We start from the raw sequence: 14137 nt of genomic DNA on the forward strand, positions 1-14137 counted from the left end.
GGGCGGGCACCGCCCGCCCCGCCGGGCAGCGGCCGGCCGCCGCCGGGACCGACGAGACCGGCGAGGGCGGCCGCGCGGCCGCCGACGCCGGCCCCGCCGAGGCCGGCGCCCCGAAGGCCGAGGACACCGCCGCACCGCCGCGCCGCCGGGGCCGGCGCGCCCTCGCCGTGCCCGCCGCCATCGCCGCCGCCGCGCGCCGCTCCTGGCCGCTGCTGGTGGTGGCCGCCCTGGTGGGCGCCGCGATCTTCGCCGCCGTGCGCGCCTGGCCCGACGAGGAGTCCCGCGAGCGCGCGGGCGGCGCCGTCGTGGCCCGGCCCGGCGGCCAGGCCGCGGCGGCGCCCGAGCGCGGCGGCGACCTCAGCGCGGTCGTCAGCGGCGAGCGCAAGGCCGAGGAAGTCCGCCTCACCCTGGCCGCCACCGACCGCGTGTGGGTGCGGATCACCGACCCCGACGGCCGCGACCACTACACCGGCATCATGGAGCGCGGTCACGTGCGGACCTTCGCCCACCCCGACGAGCTGCGGCTGCACGCCGGCAAGGCGTCGGCGGTGCACGTGCGGGTCAACGGGCAGGACCGGGGGCCGCTGGGCGACACCGGCCGAGTGGCCGACGTCCGCTACGCTGCCGTCGACCTGGTCTGACGCGCGCGGGGGCGGCCCCGCCGCCCCCGCCGGCCGCCCGCCGGCACCGCGAGGGGCGGCACTCGGGCACAACCCCCCGGGCCGAGGTTCTACCCTGGTAGGGGCGCGGCACCCCGCCGTACCATGCGCCCCGACCTCCTCAAGCCCCTTGGAAGCCATGTCATCGCGCCGTACAGTCTCACTCGTCACCCTCGGCTGCGCCCGCAACGAAGTCGACTCCGAAGAGCTGGCCGGCCGGCTCGCCGCCGGCGGCTGGGACCTCGTCGACGGCGAGGGCGGTGCGAAGGCCGACGTGGTGGTCGTCAACACCTGCGGCTTCATCGACGCCGCCAAGCAGGACTCCATCGAGGCCCTGCTCAGCTCCGCCGAGGACGGCACCAAGGTCGTGGCCGCCGGGTGCATGGCCGAGCGCTACGGCTCGGAACTCGCCAAGGCCCTGCCCGAGGCCCAGGTCATCGGTTTCGACGACTACACCCACATCTCCGAGCGGCTCGACGACGTCCTCAACGGCCGCCCGCTCACCCCCCACGACCCGCGCGACCGCCGCACCCTGCTGCCGATCTCGCCCGTGGAGCGCCACGGCGCCCCCGGCACCCACGTCCCCGGCCACGCCGCCATCGAGCCGCTGCCCGAGGGCGTGGCACCCGCCTCGGGTCCTCGCGTGCCGCGCCGCCGCCTCACCGGCGGCCCGGTGGCCAACCTCAAGATCGCCTCGGGCTGCGACCGCCGCTGCACCTTCTGCGCCATCCCCGCCTTCCGCGGCGCCTACATCTCGCGCCACCCCGACGAGGTCGTGCGCGAGGCCGAGTGGCTGGCCGGCCAGGGCGTGCGCGAGCTGTTCCTGGTCAGCGAGAACTCCACCTCCTACGGCAAGGACCTGGGCGACCTGCGCGCCCTGGAGAAGCTGCTGCCGCGCCTGGCCGCCGTCGAGGGCATCGCGCGGGTGCGCGTCAGCTACCTCCAGCCGGCCGAGACCCGCCCCGGGCTGGTCGAGGTGCTGACCGGAACCCCGGGCGTGGTGCCCTACTTCGACCTGTCCTTCCAGCACGCCAGCGGCCCGCTGCTGCGCCGCATGCGCCGCTTCGGCGACCGCGAGCGGTTCCTGGAGCTGCTGGCGACCGTGCGGGCGGCGGCGCCCGAGGCGGGTGTTCGCTCCAACTTCATCGTCGGTTTCCCCGGGGAGACCGACGCGGACTACGCCGAACTGGTGGCGTTCCTGGAGGAGGCCCGGCTCGACGCCATCGGCGTCTTCGGCTACTCCGACGAGGAGGGCACCGAGGCGGCCGGGTACTCCGGCAAGCTCCCCGAGGACACCGTCGGCGAGCGGGTCGACCGGCTCAACCGGCTAGCGGAGGAACTCATGGCGCAGCGATCCGAGAAGCGCGTCGGCTCCACGGTCGACGTCCTCATCGAGACCGACCTGGGCGACGGCGCCTACGAGGGCCGCGCCGCCCACCAGGCCCCCGAGGTCGACGGCAGCACCGTCGTCCACGGCGACGGCCTGCGCGTGGGCGACATCGTGCCGGCCACGGTCACCGAGGCGCTGGGCGCCGACCTGGTCGCCGAGGCCGCCACCGACCCCTCGGTTGCCCGATGAGCACCGGCGGGGCCGCGCCCGAGCCCCCGCCCCAGCCCGTCCCGCTGTGGAACATCGCCAACATCCTGACCGTCACCCGGCTGGTGATGGTGCCGCTGTTCGTGGTGTTCATGTTCCTGGAGCACCCCGGCTGGCGGTTCGCCGCCTTCGCGGTGTTCGTGGTGGCCGCCATCACCGACCGCGTCGACGGCGAGCTGGCCCGGCGGCACAACCTCGTCACCGACTTCGGCAAGATCGCCGACCCCATCGCCGACAAGGCGCTGACCGGCGCCGCGCTGGTGGTGCTCTCTCTGCTGGGCGAGCTGTGGTGGTGGGTGACCATCGCGATCCTGGTGCGCGAGTGGGGCGTGACCGCGCTGCGGTTCGCGGTGATCCGCCACGGCGTGATCCCGGCCAGCCGCGGCGGCAAGCTCAAGACCGTGCTCCAGGTGGTGGCGATCTCGGTCTACCTGTTCCCGCTGCCCGAGCCGCTGACGATCGTGGCCCACGTGGTGATGGCCGCCGCGCTGGCGGTCACCCTGTGGACCGGCGGCGACTACGTGGTGCAGGCCCTGCGGCTGCGCCGCCGCGACACCACATCCGGCCCGGCGGCCTAGGTGGGCGCGCCCGCGCCCGCCGGCGGCGGCCTGGAGGCCGCCGCGGCGGTGCACCGCGCGCTCGCGGCGGCCGGCGCCACGGCGGCCACCGCCGAGTCGCTCACCGGCGGGCTGATCGGGGCGACCCTCACCGCGGTGCCCGGCGCCTCGGCCACCTACCGGGGCGGGGTGGTGGCCTACGCCACCGACCTCAAGGCCGACCTGCTGGGGGTGCCGCGCGACCTGCTGGCCGCCCACGGCGCGGTCCACCCCGACGTCGCGGCCGCGATGGCGCGGGGCGCGCGGCTAAACCTCGCGGCCACATTCGGCCTCGCCGTCACCGGGGTGGCCGGGCCCGAGCCGCAGGACGGCCGGGCCGTGGGCACCGTGTTCGCGGCGGTCTCCGGTCCCAGCGGCAGCGGCCGGGTGTGCGAACTGCGTCTCACCGGCGACCGGGCGGACATCCGTTACTCCACCACTGATCAGGCCCTTTTCCTGCTGGCCGCCGAGGTGGCGACGATCACGGGCAAATAACGGCCCCACCGCCGTTCCAACCGGGGTTTCCGGGGAACAAACCGACACCAAGATCGTGTTACCCCTCCAGCGAACAGCACGGCGTGAGGTGCGACGATCGGGCCTAGGACAGGTACGGTGTTTTGTATGAAGGTCGCTACCGGTGGGAGGGAGCGCGAATGATGGTCCTGCTTCGTCACCTACTTGGTGACGTGCTACGGCGGCTTCGGCAGCGACAGGGCCGCACCCTCCGCGAGGTGTCGGCCGATGCTCGGGTTTCGTTGGGGTACTTGTCCGAGGTCGAGCGCGGGCAGAAGGAGGCGTCCTCCGAGCTGCTCTCCTCGATCTGCGGCGCCCTGGGCGTTCCGCTCTCCCAGGTGCTGCGTGAGGTCGCCGACCAGCTCGCTCTCGCCGAGCTCCAGGAGGCCGCGCTGCTCAGCGGATCGGTTCCGGCCGACTCCGTGCCCTCCCCCGACCGCCTGGGTATCGACTCGGTGCCCGACCGCGTTCCCGACGTCGTGGACATGGTGGGCGTGTAGCACCGCCCGCGGTCCCCGGCCCACCCGCTCCGTACACAACTCCGGCCCGCCGCCCCGCGGGCCGCACACACACGGCGACGACGCCGGCCGCTCACCCAAAGCGGCCGGCGCCGCGCTTTTGTGCGCCACTCGTGTGAGCCGCCCCGCGCTCGCCGCCCTGCCCCGGGACCACGCCCGTGGAAACCCGGCCCCGGAGTTCCGGGCACCGCGCGCCGCCGGTGTTTCCCGCCCGTTATGTCGGGCAGGTGGTCTGCTGGAAACGCAAACGGCACATCGGGGGATGAACGTTATGCAGAAGATCCACGGACCGCTCGACACCGACGCCCGCAAGGCCACCGGTGAGGCGCTCCAGGGCGCCGTGGTCGACCTGATCGACCTCTCCCTGCTTGCCAAGCAGGCCCACTGGAACGTCATCGGGCGCTCGTTCCGGTCGGTGCACCTTCAGCTCGACGAACTCGTCGAGGTGGCGCGCAACCACACCGACGTGCTGGCCGAGCGCGCGGTGGCCATCGGCGTCAACCCCGACGGGCGCTCCACCAAGGTCGCCGCCGACACCCAGATCTCCCAGCCCGACCCCGGCTACCTCCAGGACGACAAGGTCATCGCGGTGATCACCGACGCCCTGAGCGGGGTCGTCCAGCGGTTCCGCGAGCGCATCGCCGCCACCGAGGAGCCCGACCCCGTCACCCAGGACCAGCTCATCGCCGCGGCCGAGGACCTGGAGCAGCAGCACTGGATGTTCGAGGCCATGCGCTAGCGCGCCGGGAGACCACGGCGCGGGCGGGCCGCACCCGGCCCGCCGCCCACCCGCCGGCGGCCGCGCGCCGCCGGCGCCGTCATGTCCGGGGCAGGGGAGGGGCAGGGGAGTGGGAGGGGCGGGTCAGCTCGCCCAGGCGTCGGGGTCCTCGGCCAGGGTGCGCACCGTGGCCGGCAGCCGCCCGGTCGAGACGTCCTCCAGGGTCACGCTCTCCAGGATCGAGCGCTCGCTGGCGCGCAGCGCGATCCACACCTGCTGGAGGCTGCGGGCCGCGCCGTCGTAGTCGACGTGCTCGGGGCGCTCGCCGCGGACGTTGGCCAGCGGGCCGTCGACGGCGCGGATGACGTCGGCCAGGGAGATGTCGGACGGGGGACGCGCCAGCCAGTAGCCGCCCACAGGGCCGCGCTGGCTGCGCACCAGGCCCGCGCGGCGCAGTTGGGTGAGGATGTTCTCCAGGAACTTTCCGGGGATGGCCTGGGCGCGCGCCAGTTGTTCGGCCGTCACCGGACCGCCACTGGCGGCGGCGAGTTCGGCCGCGGCACGCAACGCGTAGTCGACCCGGGCAGAAAGGCGCATGCTGCGATTATGCCGTGACGGCTGGGGAGGCCGCGTCAGCGGGGCGAACGTGTGGCTCACGCGGGGCGGTGACCTGCATCTGTACTTCTCCTACCGGTGCGGCCGGGAAACGGGCGCGGGGACGGGCGGGGCCGCGGGCGCGCCCGGGGGTGCGCCCGCGCGGGGACCCCTTCAGCCTACCGACGCCCCGGCGGGCGCACCCAGCACCTCCGCCGCGCTCTGCCCGTTGACCCGCGCCGCACCGTAGGTGCTGATGTAGGCGGCGCACTCCGGCCGCCAGGCGGGCAGGCCCATCTCCACCACCACCGCGTCGGGGCGCTGCCGGCACAGCTCGGCCACCAGCGCCCGGGTGCGGGGGTAGCGGTGGGCGTCGCGCACCACCACGACCAGGCCGCGCCCCCGCGCCGAGGCCAGCACCCGCTCGGGCGCGGCCGCCTCGGCGTCCAGCCGCTCGGTGTGCGGGAACCACGGCGCCAGGCCCCACGGCACCTCGCCCACGGCGATCCCCGGCGGGGCGTCTATCTCCACCACCACCGGGTCGCGCAGCGCGGGGACGGTGCCCTGCACCCGCACCGCCCGCCGCGCGGAGTCCAGCCCGATGTCGGCCACCCGCGCCCCGCGCGGGCGCCCGGCGGTCCAGGCGCGCAGCCGCGCGGTGCGCTCGGCCGCCTCCTCCAGCCGCTCGCCGCTGAGGCGGCCCTCGGCCACCGCCGCGGTGATGGCCGCGCGGATGGCCGCCACCTGGTCGGCGTAGACGAACCGGCCCAGGCACAGCAGGTCGCACCCGGCGGCCAGGGCCCGCACCGCCGCCTCGGGGATCCCGATGCGCGCGCTCACCCCGGCCATGTCCAACGCGTCGGTGATGACCGTCCCGGTGAAGCCCAGTTCGGTGCGCAGCAGCCCGTGGACGACGCTGGGCGCCAGGGTCGCCGCACCGGTCAGGCCCAGTTGGGGCAGCCGGATGTGGGCGGTCAGCACCGCCTGCACCCCCGCCTCCACCGCCGCCCGGAACGGCAGCAGTTCGCGGGCGAACAGCAGGTCGCGGTCGGCGTCGATGACGGGCAGCTCGGTGTGGGAGTCCTGGTGGGTGGCGCCGTGGCCGGGGAAGTGCTTGGCGCAGGCCGCGACGCCGCCCTCCTGGAGGCCGGCGACGGCGGCGGCGGTGTGGCGGGCCACCAGCGCCGGGTCGGCGCCGAAGGAGCGGGTGCCGATCCCCGGGTTCTCCGCGACCGTGTTGACGTCGGCCGAGGGCGCGAGGTCCAGGGTGAAGCCCAGCTCGCTCAGCTCGGCGCCCAGCGAGCGGTGCACCGCCCGCGTCAGCTCGGGGTCGTCCACCGCGCCCAGGGCCGCGTTGCCGGGATAGCCGCTGCCCTCGCGCTGGCCGATGCGGGTGACGTCGCCGCCCTCCTCGTCCAGGGACACCAGGGGGGAGTCGGCGGCCTCGGCCAGGCGCCGGTTCAGGGCCGTCACCTGCTCGGCGTCGGCGATGTTGTTGTGGAACAGGCAGACGCCGGCCACGCCCTCGGCGAGCCCGTCCAGCACCCAGCGCGGCGCGTCGTAGGACTCGAAGGGCACCAGCAGCGTCGCGTTGGCGAGGCGGTCGAGCTGGGGATCTGCGGGCATGGGGAACTCCGTTCACTGGGGTGAGGGGGCGACCGCGCAGGGTGGGCGGGCGCGGGCGCGCCGCGCCCGGGGCGGGGCGCGGCACGCGGGGCGGGCGGCGGCGGGCCGGAGGGGTCAGCCCTTGACCGCGCCCATGGTCAGGCCCGAGACCATGCGGCGCTGGACGAACAGGAAGAACGCCATCACCGGCAGGGTGAGCAGGGTGGAGGCCGCCATGATCGCGCCCCACTCGGTGCCGAAGCGGCCGAAGTAGTAGGACAGCGACAGCGGCAGCGTGTACTCCTCGGTGCTGCGGCCCAGGAACGTCAGCGCGACGATGAACTCGTTCCAGGCGGTGATGAAGGCGAAGATGCTGGCGGCCACCAGGCCCGGCGCCACCAGCGGCATCAGGATCCGCCAGAACACCGTCCAGGGGCCGGCGCCGTCGATGGCGGCGGCCTCCTCCAGCTCCCGGGGCACCGCGGCGACGAACCCGCGCAGCATCATGATCGTGATGGGCAGGGAGAACGCGGTGTAGACGATGAGGATGCCGGTGAGGTTGCCCAGCATCTGCACGCCCGAGGCGTCCTGGAGGCGGCGGAAGTTGATGAAGATGGAGATGATCAGCGCCTCGCAGGGCACCATCTGGATCACCATCAGCACCATGATGAAGGCGGTGCGCATCTTGAACCGGAACCGGGCCACCGCCACGGCCGCCAGCAGCGACAGCAGCGCGCCGGCCGCCACCGAGCCCAGCGTCACCAGCAGGCTGTTGGTGAGGAACTCCCAGAAGTTCACCCCGGGGATCAGCTCGCCGTTGATCACCCGGTCGAAGTGCTCCAGGGTGAGGCTGCCGGGGAACAGCCGCACGTCCTTGGAGAAGATCTCGCCGACCGGTTTGAACGCGGTGGCCACCATCCAGTAGACGGGGAACACCGAGAACACCAGCACGGCGGCGCCGGCGGCGTAAGAGCCCGAGCGGCGCAGCAGCACCGGCAGCGGGGTGCGGCGCCGGCGCGGCGGGCGGGCGGCGCCGGGCAGGCCGGCGCGGGTCGTCGTCGCGGTCATCGGGTCTCCCCCTGGCGGATCATGATGCGCAGGTAGTAGGCGGTGACGGCGAGGATCATGACCGTCATGACCACCGCGATCGCCGAGCCCATGCCGTAGTTGGCCGGGCTGGCCGAGAACCCCTGCTGGTAGATGTAGTAGGACAGCAGGTACACCGACTTGTTCTGGAAGCTGTTGGCCAGGATGTAGAGCTGGGTGAACACCCGCAGGTCCCAGATGATCTGGAGCACCAGCAGCAGTGCGAACAGCGGGCGCAGCATCGGGAACGTGATGCTCCAGAACGACCGCCACCCGCCCGCGCCGTCCACCCGCGCGGCCTCGTACAGCTCGTCGGGGATGCTCTTGAGGCCGGCCAGCACCGACACCGCCACGAACGGGAACGACTGCCACACGATCACCAGGATCAGCACGGTGAACAGCGGCACCGGCTCCAGGAACCAGTTGTAGTCCAGCCAGCCGCCGCCCACCAGCCAGTCGGGCAGCCGGTCCAGCGCCACGTTGGCCAGCCCGCGCTCGGGCAGGAACAGCCAGCGGAACACCAGCGAGGCGCTGATGGCGGGGGTGGCCCAGGCCAGCATCATGCCGATCGAGACGGTCACCGAGAACCAGCGCGGCAGCCGGTGCAGCAGGTTGCCCACGGCCGTGCCCAGGATCATGGTCACGCCCACCATGAGCGCGCACACCACCACGGTGTTGCGCAGGATCATCCAGAACTCGGCGTCGGAGAGCAGCGTGGTGTAGTGCGCGAAGCTGTTCCACTCCGGCGCCGGGGCCGTGGGCAGCAGGTGGCGGACGGTGTAGCTGTGCAGCGAGTTCCACACCATCTGGAGGATCGGCCCGATCTGCACCAGGGCCAGCAGCACCAGGGCGGGGGCGATCAGCAGGTAGGGGGTGGGGATCTTGCGGCGGCGCGGCCGGGGCGGGGTGGGCGGCCCGGGGGGCGGCGGTGCCGGAGGGCTCTGGCCTCGTACGGCTTCGGCGGTCTGTGCCATGGCGGGACTTCGCAATCGGGTCGAGGACCGGTTCGTGGGGCCGGGGCGGCGTGAGGGGTGGTGCGCCGCCCCGGCCGGTCGGACGGTCGGGCTACTCGACGGGCTCGTTGAGGACCTGGGTCAGCTCCTCGTTGGCCGCCTGGAGGACCTCGTCGGGGTCCTCGCCGCGGACGATGTCCAGGACCGCGCCCGGCAGGATCTTGCCGTCCTGGTCGGCGGCGTTCCAGTTGGGGGTGGTCGGGAAGAACTTGGTGTTGCGCATCTGCTCGGCGGCGGCCGCGGTGAGCGGGTCGGACTGGTAGGACTCGTCGTCGAGCATCTCCGGGTAGGCGGGGAAGTAGCCGGCGGCGTCGGCGTAGCCCTTGCCGCCCTCCTTGTCGCCCATAACCTTGAGCAGCTCGAACGCGAAGTCGGGGTGCTCGGTGGTGGCGAAGACGGTCAGCGCGGAGCCGCCGGCGAACGCCGGGGCGGTGCCCTCGGCGCCGGGGATGGGCGCGGCGCCGATCTCCTCCAGCACGGCCGGGTCCTCGGCCTGCTCCTCCATGGAGGTCAGCGCCCAGCCGCCGTCGATGTACATGCCGACCTCGCCGTTGGCCATGTCGGCCAGCGGCACCAGTTCGTTCTCACCGACGTAGGACTGCGGGGAGACCTCCTCCTCGGCGGTCAGGCCGGCGTAGAACTCGATGGCCTCCTGGGTCTCGGGCGAGGTGAGCTGCCCCTGCCAGGAGTCGCCCTCGCGCGTGGCGATCTCGCCGCCGTTGCTCCAGATGAAGCTGGCGATGCCGTTGGTGAAGTCGGTGGGGGCGGCGAAGCCGGGGACGTCCTTCTCCTCCTCGATGGCCTTGGCGACCTCCACCAGTTCGTCCCAGGTGGTGGGCGGCTCCATGCCGATGTCCTCGAGCCAGTCGGCGCGGTAGTAGAGGGTGCGCACGCCCGCGAACCACGGGATGCCGTACTGGGCGCCGTCGTAGGTGCCGTACTCCACCGCGGCCTGGTCCATGTCGGCCACGGCGTCCCACTCCTCGGCGTGGGAGGTGATGTCCAGGACGGCGCCCTGGGCGGCCCAGTTGGCGACCTGGTCGTTGCCGACCTCCAGGACGTCGGGGGCGTCGCCGCCGGCCAGCGCGTTGTTGATGGACTGCTGGGCGTCGGGCCAGGGGATGAACTCCACCTCGACGGCGGTCTCGGGGTAGGTCTCCTGGTAGCGCTGCTCGACGGTGTCGAAGTACTCCTTGAGCGGGTCGTTGGCGGTGCCCATGACCCACACGGTCAGGCTCTCGGGCGCCTCGGAGGGGTCGGTGCCGCCCCCCGACCCGCCCTGGCCGCAGGCGGCTGCGGCCAGCAGCACCGCCGTCGTCACGGTTGCGGTCTTCAGGGATCTCATGCTGGTAACTCCCTTCACGCGTCGCCACGCGCGACGTTGCGTCGAGAAGACGCCCCCGTACATCTCGGGTCGGCTGCAAGCGCGGTGCGGGCTTCGTCGTCGGTTCGAGGGGTGTGCAGGGGTGTGCTGGGATGGCACCTGTGGTCGGTCCGCCCCGCCCGGCGCGCCGCCGGAAGGGCCTTGAGAGGGCGCCGGTGCGGCGCCGGGTCCGGATTGGCCGTTAAACTAACAAGAAACTTTCCTAATGAATAGAGAACGGGGTGTCACGGTTATGTCTCGACGTCCGGGGACTCCACGCCTGCTGCGCCAACTCAACGACCGGGCCGCCCTGGAGCTTCTGCTGGCGTCGGGTCCGCTGACGCGCACCCAGTTGGGCCAGGAGACCGGCCTGTCCAAGGTGACCGCCTCGCAGTTGCTGGCCCGCCTGGAGGAGCGCCACCTGGTGCACGTCGTCGGCAGCCAGGCCGGCGGGCGCGGGCCCAACGCCGCGCTGTACGCCGTGGTGCCCTCCAGCGCCTACGCGCTGGCGCTGGACGTGCGCGCCGACGAGGTCACCGGCGCCGTCGCCGACATCACCGGGCAGGTCATCGGCGACTTCACCGTCGACCCCGCCGAGACCGGCGACCCCGGAGAGCGCGTGCACGCCGCCGTCATGGACCTGCTGCGGCGCTGCGAGGTGCCGCTGGACCGGCTCAGCGGCGCCACCATCGGCACCCCCGGGGTGGTCGATCCGCGCACGGGCGGCGTCCGGTTCTCGTTCGACCTGCACACCTGGCTGGAAGGCGCCTTCCAGGCGCTGCGGACCGACCTCGGGCCGTTCGTGCGCATCGAGAACGACGTCAACCTCGCCGCGCTGGCCGAGCACGCCGAGGGGGCGGCCGAGGACGTCTCCGACTTCGTCCTCATCTGGCTGGGCAAGGGCGGCGGTGTCGGCATGGCGATCATGCTGGACGACCGCATCCACACCGGGGTCACCGGCGGCGCGGGCGAGATCGGCTACCTGCCGGTGCCCGGCGCGCCGCTGCCCGGCGACGTCGGCCTGCCGGGCGACTACCACTCGCTGCGCCGCACCCGCGACCAGCCCACCATCGCCCACGGGTTCCAGGCGCTCGTGGGCGCACAGGAGATCCGCGCGCTGGGCGAGAGCCACGGGTTCACCGGCAAGGACGTCGGCGAACTCCTGTCGGCGGCGTGCGCGGCCGGAGCCGGGGGCGACGCGTTCCTGGACGAGCTGGCCGAGCGCATCGCCCGGGGCGTGGCGGCGGTGTGCGTGGTGCTGGACCCGGGGCTGGTGGTGCTGGGCGGAGAGGTCGCCCAGGGCGGCGGGGACAACCTCGCCCAGCGGGTCGCCCGCGCCACGGCCCGCATCGGCCCCAACGCCCCGCAGGTGGGCGTGGGCCGCGTGGAGTCGCCGGTGCTGAGGGGCGCGCTGCTGCGCGCCCTCCAGCACGCGCGGGAGGACGTGTTCGACTCGACGGTGGGCTAGCGGCGCGGGCGGACGGGGGCGGGGGCGAGCCGTCCAGCCGGTCCGGGGCGGCAAGAGGAGCCGTGCGGCATGAGCGGGCCGGGAACGGGGGCACCGGGAAGGCGGGTTCCGGCGGGGGCGTGCGGAGGAGCCCGGGTGGACGTGCGCGTGGGGAGGAGACGGGGGCGCGTGCGGGGGGCTCAGCGGTGAGCGGGCGGGGTGCGCGTCACGCGCGAGGCCGGACGGCCGCGCGGGTGGGGCTCAGCCCGGGGAGCCGTCCAGGGGGCGCCGCATCGCGATGCGCGGCGCCACCATGATCCCCGCCGCCTCCTCCGTCCGCCACTGCGCCCGCAGTTGCGGCCCCCACCGCTCGCGCGGCAGCTCGGCGAACCCGCGCCGGGCGTACCAGGGCGCGTTCCAGCCCACGTTGCGGAAGGTCGTCAGCGTCATCGCGGCGAAGCCGCGCTCGCGCGCGAACGCGCAGGCGGCCTCCAGCAGCGCCGAGCCCACCCCGCGCCGCCCGTGGTCGGGGTGGACGGCGAGCTGCTCCAGGTGCGCCGCGCCGTCGAGCACGGTCAGCGCCGCCAGGCCCCGCACGGGGGAGTGCGCCACCAGCACCCAGCGCGCCTCCCGCAGCATCGCGCGCGGGTCGTCGGGCGGCAGCACCAGCCCGGCCTCGGCGAACAGGGTGTCGGCGGCCAGGCTCACCGCGACGACGTCCTCGACGTCCTCGGGAAGCAGGGGGCGGATCGGCACGGCGGGGAGGTCGGGCATCGGCGGTCCCAGCGGGTCGGTGCGGCGGCGGTCGGACGCCCGCCATGATGCCGTCGGCCAGGCGGCGCCCGCGAGCGGATTTCCCCGGGGGACACAACGGGGTTCATCTGCGGCGCGGAGCGGATCTTCGGTACGCTTCGGCGCCATGGACAACGTCGAGCGGGGCAGAGCGGTACACGGTCCCCGTGTCGCCGTACCCGCCGGCGACGACGGCCACGCGCTGCTGTGGTTCGCCTACTGCCCCAACTGCCAGGCGATGGTCAACGCCGACCGGGGCTTCCTCGCCGACTGCTGGCGCTGCGCCAAGCCGCTGCCGCGCAAGTTCAACTCCCGGTCGGAGATCCGCGTGGAGTGGGTCCCGGTGGAGGAGGCCACCTCAGGCGAGCGGTCCGTCGAGACCTGCCACTGCGTCTACTGCGGCACCGCCACCTTCATCGCCACCCGCACCTGCCCCACCTGCCGCCGCCCCACCCACCCCGAGCCGTCAACGTCCCCTTCGGCACCCCCCACCGCCTCGTCGGACCCCCCTTCCCCCAAGCCCCCACCGTCCCGCCCCGCCCCGCCGTAACCTGCGGGCCGCCCACCGGCGGGAGAGCGAACGGCCGGCGGCCCGGCCGGGTGCGGTCAGGGCGTGATCAAGGAGCGAGCACGACGGTCTTGCCGGGCAGCCGCCCGGCGGCGGCGTCCTCATGCACGGCGGCCAGCTCGGCCACCGGGCGGTGAGCGGCGACGTGCAGCCGGAGCGTGCCGGCGTCCACCTTGGCGACAAGCTCCGTCAGTTGGGCTCCGTCGCCGCGGACCCACAGGCTCGCGCTGCGCACCTTCCGCGCGGGGGCCTCGGGAATCGGGCCGGCCGTGCTGGCGGCGACCCCGCCGTCGGCGACGTAGTCCGTCAGGCGCGCGAGTTCCTCCGGGGAGACACGCACATGGTTCACCACGACCTGGAACGGACCGCCCACGGCGGCCGGGCCCGCGGCGAGGTCGAGGGGGCCGACGACCCGGTCCGCGCCGTAGCCCCGGAGGCGGTCGGCATGCCGCGGCGCGTCCACCGCGACCACGTGCGCTCCCGCGTCGACCGCGAGCTGCACCACGAGGCTGCCCACCGCACCCCCCGCCCCGTTGACCAGGACGGTCTGGCCGGGCTTCAGCTCGGCGAGTTCAAAGGTCGTCTGCCAGGCCGCCAGGCCGGTCAGCGGCAGCGCCGCGGCGTCGACAAGCTCGACCGTCCGAGGCGCCGGGGCCAGGGACCCGGCCGGGACGAGCGCGTACTCGGCGGCCCCGCCGGCGGAGTCGAGGGGGAGCATCGCCACGACCCGGTCGCCGACGTCCAGGCCCGTCACGCCCGCGCCGAGCTCGGCGACGGTGCCCGCGAGGTCGATCCCCGGCACGTAGGGGAGAGCGATCGGGAGCATCTCGGCCAGGACACCGGCGCGGATGTGGTCGTCGACCGGGTTGAACGACGTGGCCGCCACCCGCACCAGCACCTGCCCGGCGCCGGGGACCGGACGGTCGACGTCCTCGTAGCGCAGGACCTCGCTGCCGCCGAACTCGTGGAAACGGACTGCCTTCATGACACTTTCCTCCAGGGTGTGGTGATGTCGTCGCCGAGTGATGGGCGAACGGGGAAGGTGAAGCGCGTCGTGGCGCTCAGGTC

15 protein-coding genes are annotated in these 14137 nt (G+C 74.1%); 8 read left to right on the top strand and 7 right to left on the bottom strand.

The window, feature by feature from the left end:
• The 6 genes from LG943_RS06295 to LG943_RS06320 form a co-directional block, all read left to right on the top strand.
• Positions 1 to 641 (top strand): DUF4115 domain-containing protein (locus LG943_RS06295; RefSeq protein WP_270071237.1); only part of this gene is annotated, 641 nt, incomplete at its 5' end.
• A 157-nt stretch (positions 642 to 798) separates the two neighbouring features.
• Positions 799 to 2238 (top strand): 30S ribosomal protein S12 methylthiotransferase RimO, encoded by a 1440-nt coding sequence (rimO, locus tag LG943_RS06300; RefSeq protein ID WP_270071238.1) that lies wholly within the window; start codon positions 799 to 801, stop codon positions 2236 to 2238.
• On the top strand, positions 2235 to 2834 hold the full coding sequence (pgsA, locus tag LG943_RS06305; protein WP_270071239.1) for a CDP-diacylglycerol--glycerol-3-phosphate 3-phosphatidyltransferase: 600 nt from the start codon (positions 2235 to 2237) through the stop codon (positions 2832 to 2834). Before rimO ends, pgsA begins: the two co-directional genes overlap by 4 nt.
• Positions 2835 to 3347 carry a CinA family protein gene (locus LG943_RS06310; protein ID WP_270071240.1) on the top strand — a complete coding sequence of 171 codons (513 nt, stop codon included), beginning with the start codon at positions 2835 to 2837 and terminating at the stop codon, positions 3345 to 3347.
• Positions 3348 to 3505: 158 nt separating this feature from the next.
• A complete protein-coding gene (locus tag LG943_RS06315) occupies positions 3506 to 3865 on the top strand; it encodes a helix-turn-helix domain-containing protein (protein WP_179766994.1) in 360 nt (119 codons plus the stop codon).
• Positions 3866 to 4154: 289 nt separating this feature from the next.
• Positions 4155 to 4622 (top strand): Dps family protein, encoded by a 468-nt coding sequence (locus tag LG943_RS06320; protein WP_270071241.1) that lies wholly within the window; start codon positions 4155 to 4157, stop codon positions 4620 to 4622.
• A gap of 123 nt (positions 4623 to 4745) precedes the next feature.
• Here the strand turns inward: LG943_RS06320 and LG943_RS06325 are convergent, their stop codons facing one another.
• The 5 genes from LG943_RS06325 to LG943_RS06345 all read right to left on the bottom strand — a co-directional run bounded on the left by LG943_RS06325 (position 4746) and on the right by LG943_RS06345 (position 10244).
• On the bottom strand, positions 4746 to 5198 hold the full coding sequence (locus LG943_RS06325) for an RrF2 family transcriptional regulator (protein WP_270071242.1): 453 nt from the start codon (positions 5196 to 5198) through the stop codon (positions 4746 to 4748).
• Positions 5199 to 5369: 171 nt separating this feature from the next.
• Entirely contained in the window at positions 5370 to 6821 is a 1452-nt protein-coding gene (locus LG943_RS06330; protein WP_270071243.1) for a glycoside hydrolase family 3 protein, read from the bottom strand.
• A gap of 114 nt (positions 6822 to 6935) precedes the next feature.
• Complete coding sequence (locus tag LG943_RS06335) at positions 6936 to 7868, bottom strand: carbohydrate ABC transporter permease (protein ID WP_270071244.1); 933 nt, start codon at positions 7866 to 7868, stop codon at positions 6936 to 6938.
• The gene (locus LG943_RS06340) at positions 7865 to 8860 is read right to left on the bottom strand and encodes a carbohydrate ABC transporter permease (RefSeq protein WP_270071245.1); all 996 of its coding nucleotides are present in this window, start codon (positions 8858 to 8860) and stop codon (positions 7865 to 7867) included. Before LG943_RS06340 ends, LG943_RS06335 begins: the two co-directional genes overlap by 4 nt.
• Before the next feature lie 91 nt (positions 8861 to 8951).
• A complete protein-coding gene (locus LG943_RS06345) occupies positions 8952 to 10244 on the bottom strand; it encodes an extracellular solute-binding protein (RefSeq protein ID WP_270071246.1) in 1293 nt (430 codons plus the stop codon).
• Positions 10245 to 10515: 271 nt separating this feature from the next.
• On the opposite strand from LG943_RS06345, the gene LG943_RS06350 reads away from it, so the two are divergent.
• Entirely contained in the window at positions 10516 to 11730 is a 1215-nt protein-coding gene (locus tag LG943_RS06350; protein WP_270071247.1) for an ROK family transcriptional regulator, read from the top strand.
• Between the two features lie 240 nt (positions 11731 to 11970).
• Here LG943_RS06350 and LG943_RS06355 read toward each other — a convergent pair whose 3' ends face one another.
• On the bottom strand, positions 11971 to 12483 hold the full coding sequence (locus tag LG943_RS06355; protein ID WP_270071248.1) for a GNAT family N-acetyltransferase: 513 nt from the start codon (positions 12481 to 12483) through the stop codon (positions 11971 to 11973).
• A gap of 145 nt (positions 12484 to 12628) precedes the next feature.
• Here LG943_RS06355 and LG943_RS06360 point away from each other — a divergent pair, with 145 nt between their 5' ends.
• Complete coding sequence (locus tag LG943_RS06360) at positions 12629 to 13051, top strand: hypothetical protein (protein ID WP_270071249.1); 423 nt, start codon at positions 12629 to 12631, stop codon at positions 13049 to 13051.
• 67 nt (positions 13052 to 13118) lie between these two features.
• Here the strand turns inward: LG943_RS06360 and LG943_RS06365 are convergent, their stop codons facing one another.
• Complete coding sequence (locus LG943_RS06365; protein WP_270071250.1) at positions 13119 to 14054, bottom strand: NADP-dependent oxidoreductase; 936 nt, start codon at positions 14052 to 14054, stop codon at positions 13119 to 13121.
• Between the last annotated feature and the right edge of the window lie 83 nt (positions 14055 to 14137).

This window comes from Streptomonospora mangrovi, assembly GCF_027604915.1.
GTDB lineage: Bacteria > Actinomycetota > Actinomycetes > Streptosporangiales > Streptosporangiaceae > Streptomonospora > Streptomonospora mangrovi.

Bases quoted from the DNA above. Each gene is read 5' to 3' on its own strand.
- LG943_RS06365 (WP_270071250.1), bottom strand. From the start codon at position 14,054: ATGAAGGCAGTCCGTTTCCACGAGTTCGGCGGCAGCGAGGTCCTGCGC.
- LG943_RS06360 (WP_270071249.1), top strand. From the start codon at position 12,629: ATGGACAACGTCGAGCGGGGCAGAGCGGTACACGGTCCCCGTGTCGCC.
- LG943_RS06340 (WP_270071245.1), bottom strand. From the start codon at position 8,860: ATGGCACAGACCGCCGAAGCCGTACGAGGCCAGAGCCCTCCGGCACCG.
- LG943_RS06320 (WP_270071241.1), top strand. From the start codon at position 4,155: ATGCAGAAGATCCACGGACCGCTCGACACCGACGCCCGCAAGGCCACC.
- LG943_RS06325 (WP_270071242.1), bottom strand. From the start codon at position 5,198: ATGCGCCTTTCTGCCCGGGTCGACTACGCGTTGCGTGCCGCGGCCGAA.
- LG943_RS06355 (WP_270071248.1), bottom strand. From the start codon at position 12,483: ATGCCCGACCTCCCCGCCGTGCCGATCCGCCCCCTGCTTCCCGAGGAC.
- LG943_RS06335 (WP_270071244.1), bottom strand. From the start codon at position 7,868: ATGACCGCGACGACGACCCGCGCCGGCCTGCCCGGCGCCGCCCGCCCG.
- LG943_RS06330 (WP_270071243.1), bottom strand. From the start codon at position 6,821: ATGCCCGCAGATCCCCAGCTCGACCGCCTCGCCAACGCGACGCTGCTG.
- LG943_RS06350 (WP_270071247.1), top strand. From the start codon at position 10,516: ATGTCTCGACGTCCGGGGACTCCACGCCTGCTGCGCCAACTCAACGAC.
- LG943_RS06345 (WP_270071246.1), bottom strand. From the start codon at position 10,244: ATGAGATCCCTGAAGACCGCAACCGTGACGACGGCGGTGCTGCTGGCC.
- rimO (WP_270071238.1), top strand. From the start codon at position 799: ATGTCATCGCGCCGTACAGTCTCACTCGTCACCCTCGGCTGCGCCCGC.
- LG943_RS06315 (WP_179766994.1), top strand. From the start codon at position 3,506: ATGATGGTCCTGCTTCGTCACCTACTTGGTGACGTGCTACGGCGGCTT.
- pgsA (WP_270071239.1), top strand. From the start codon at position 2,235: ATGAGCACCGGCGGGGCCGCGCCCGAGCCCCCGCCCCAGCCCGTCCCG.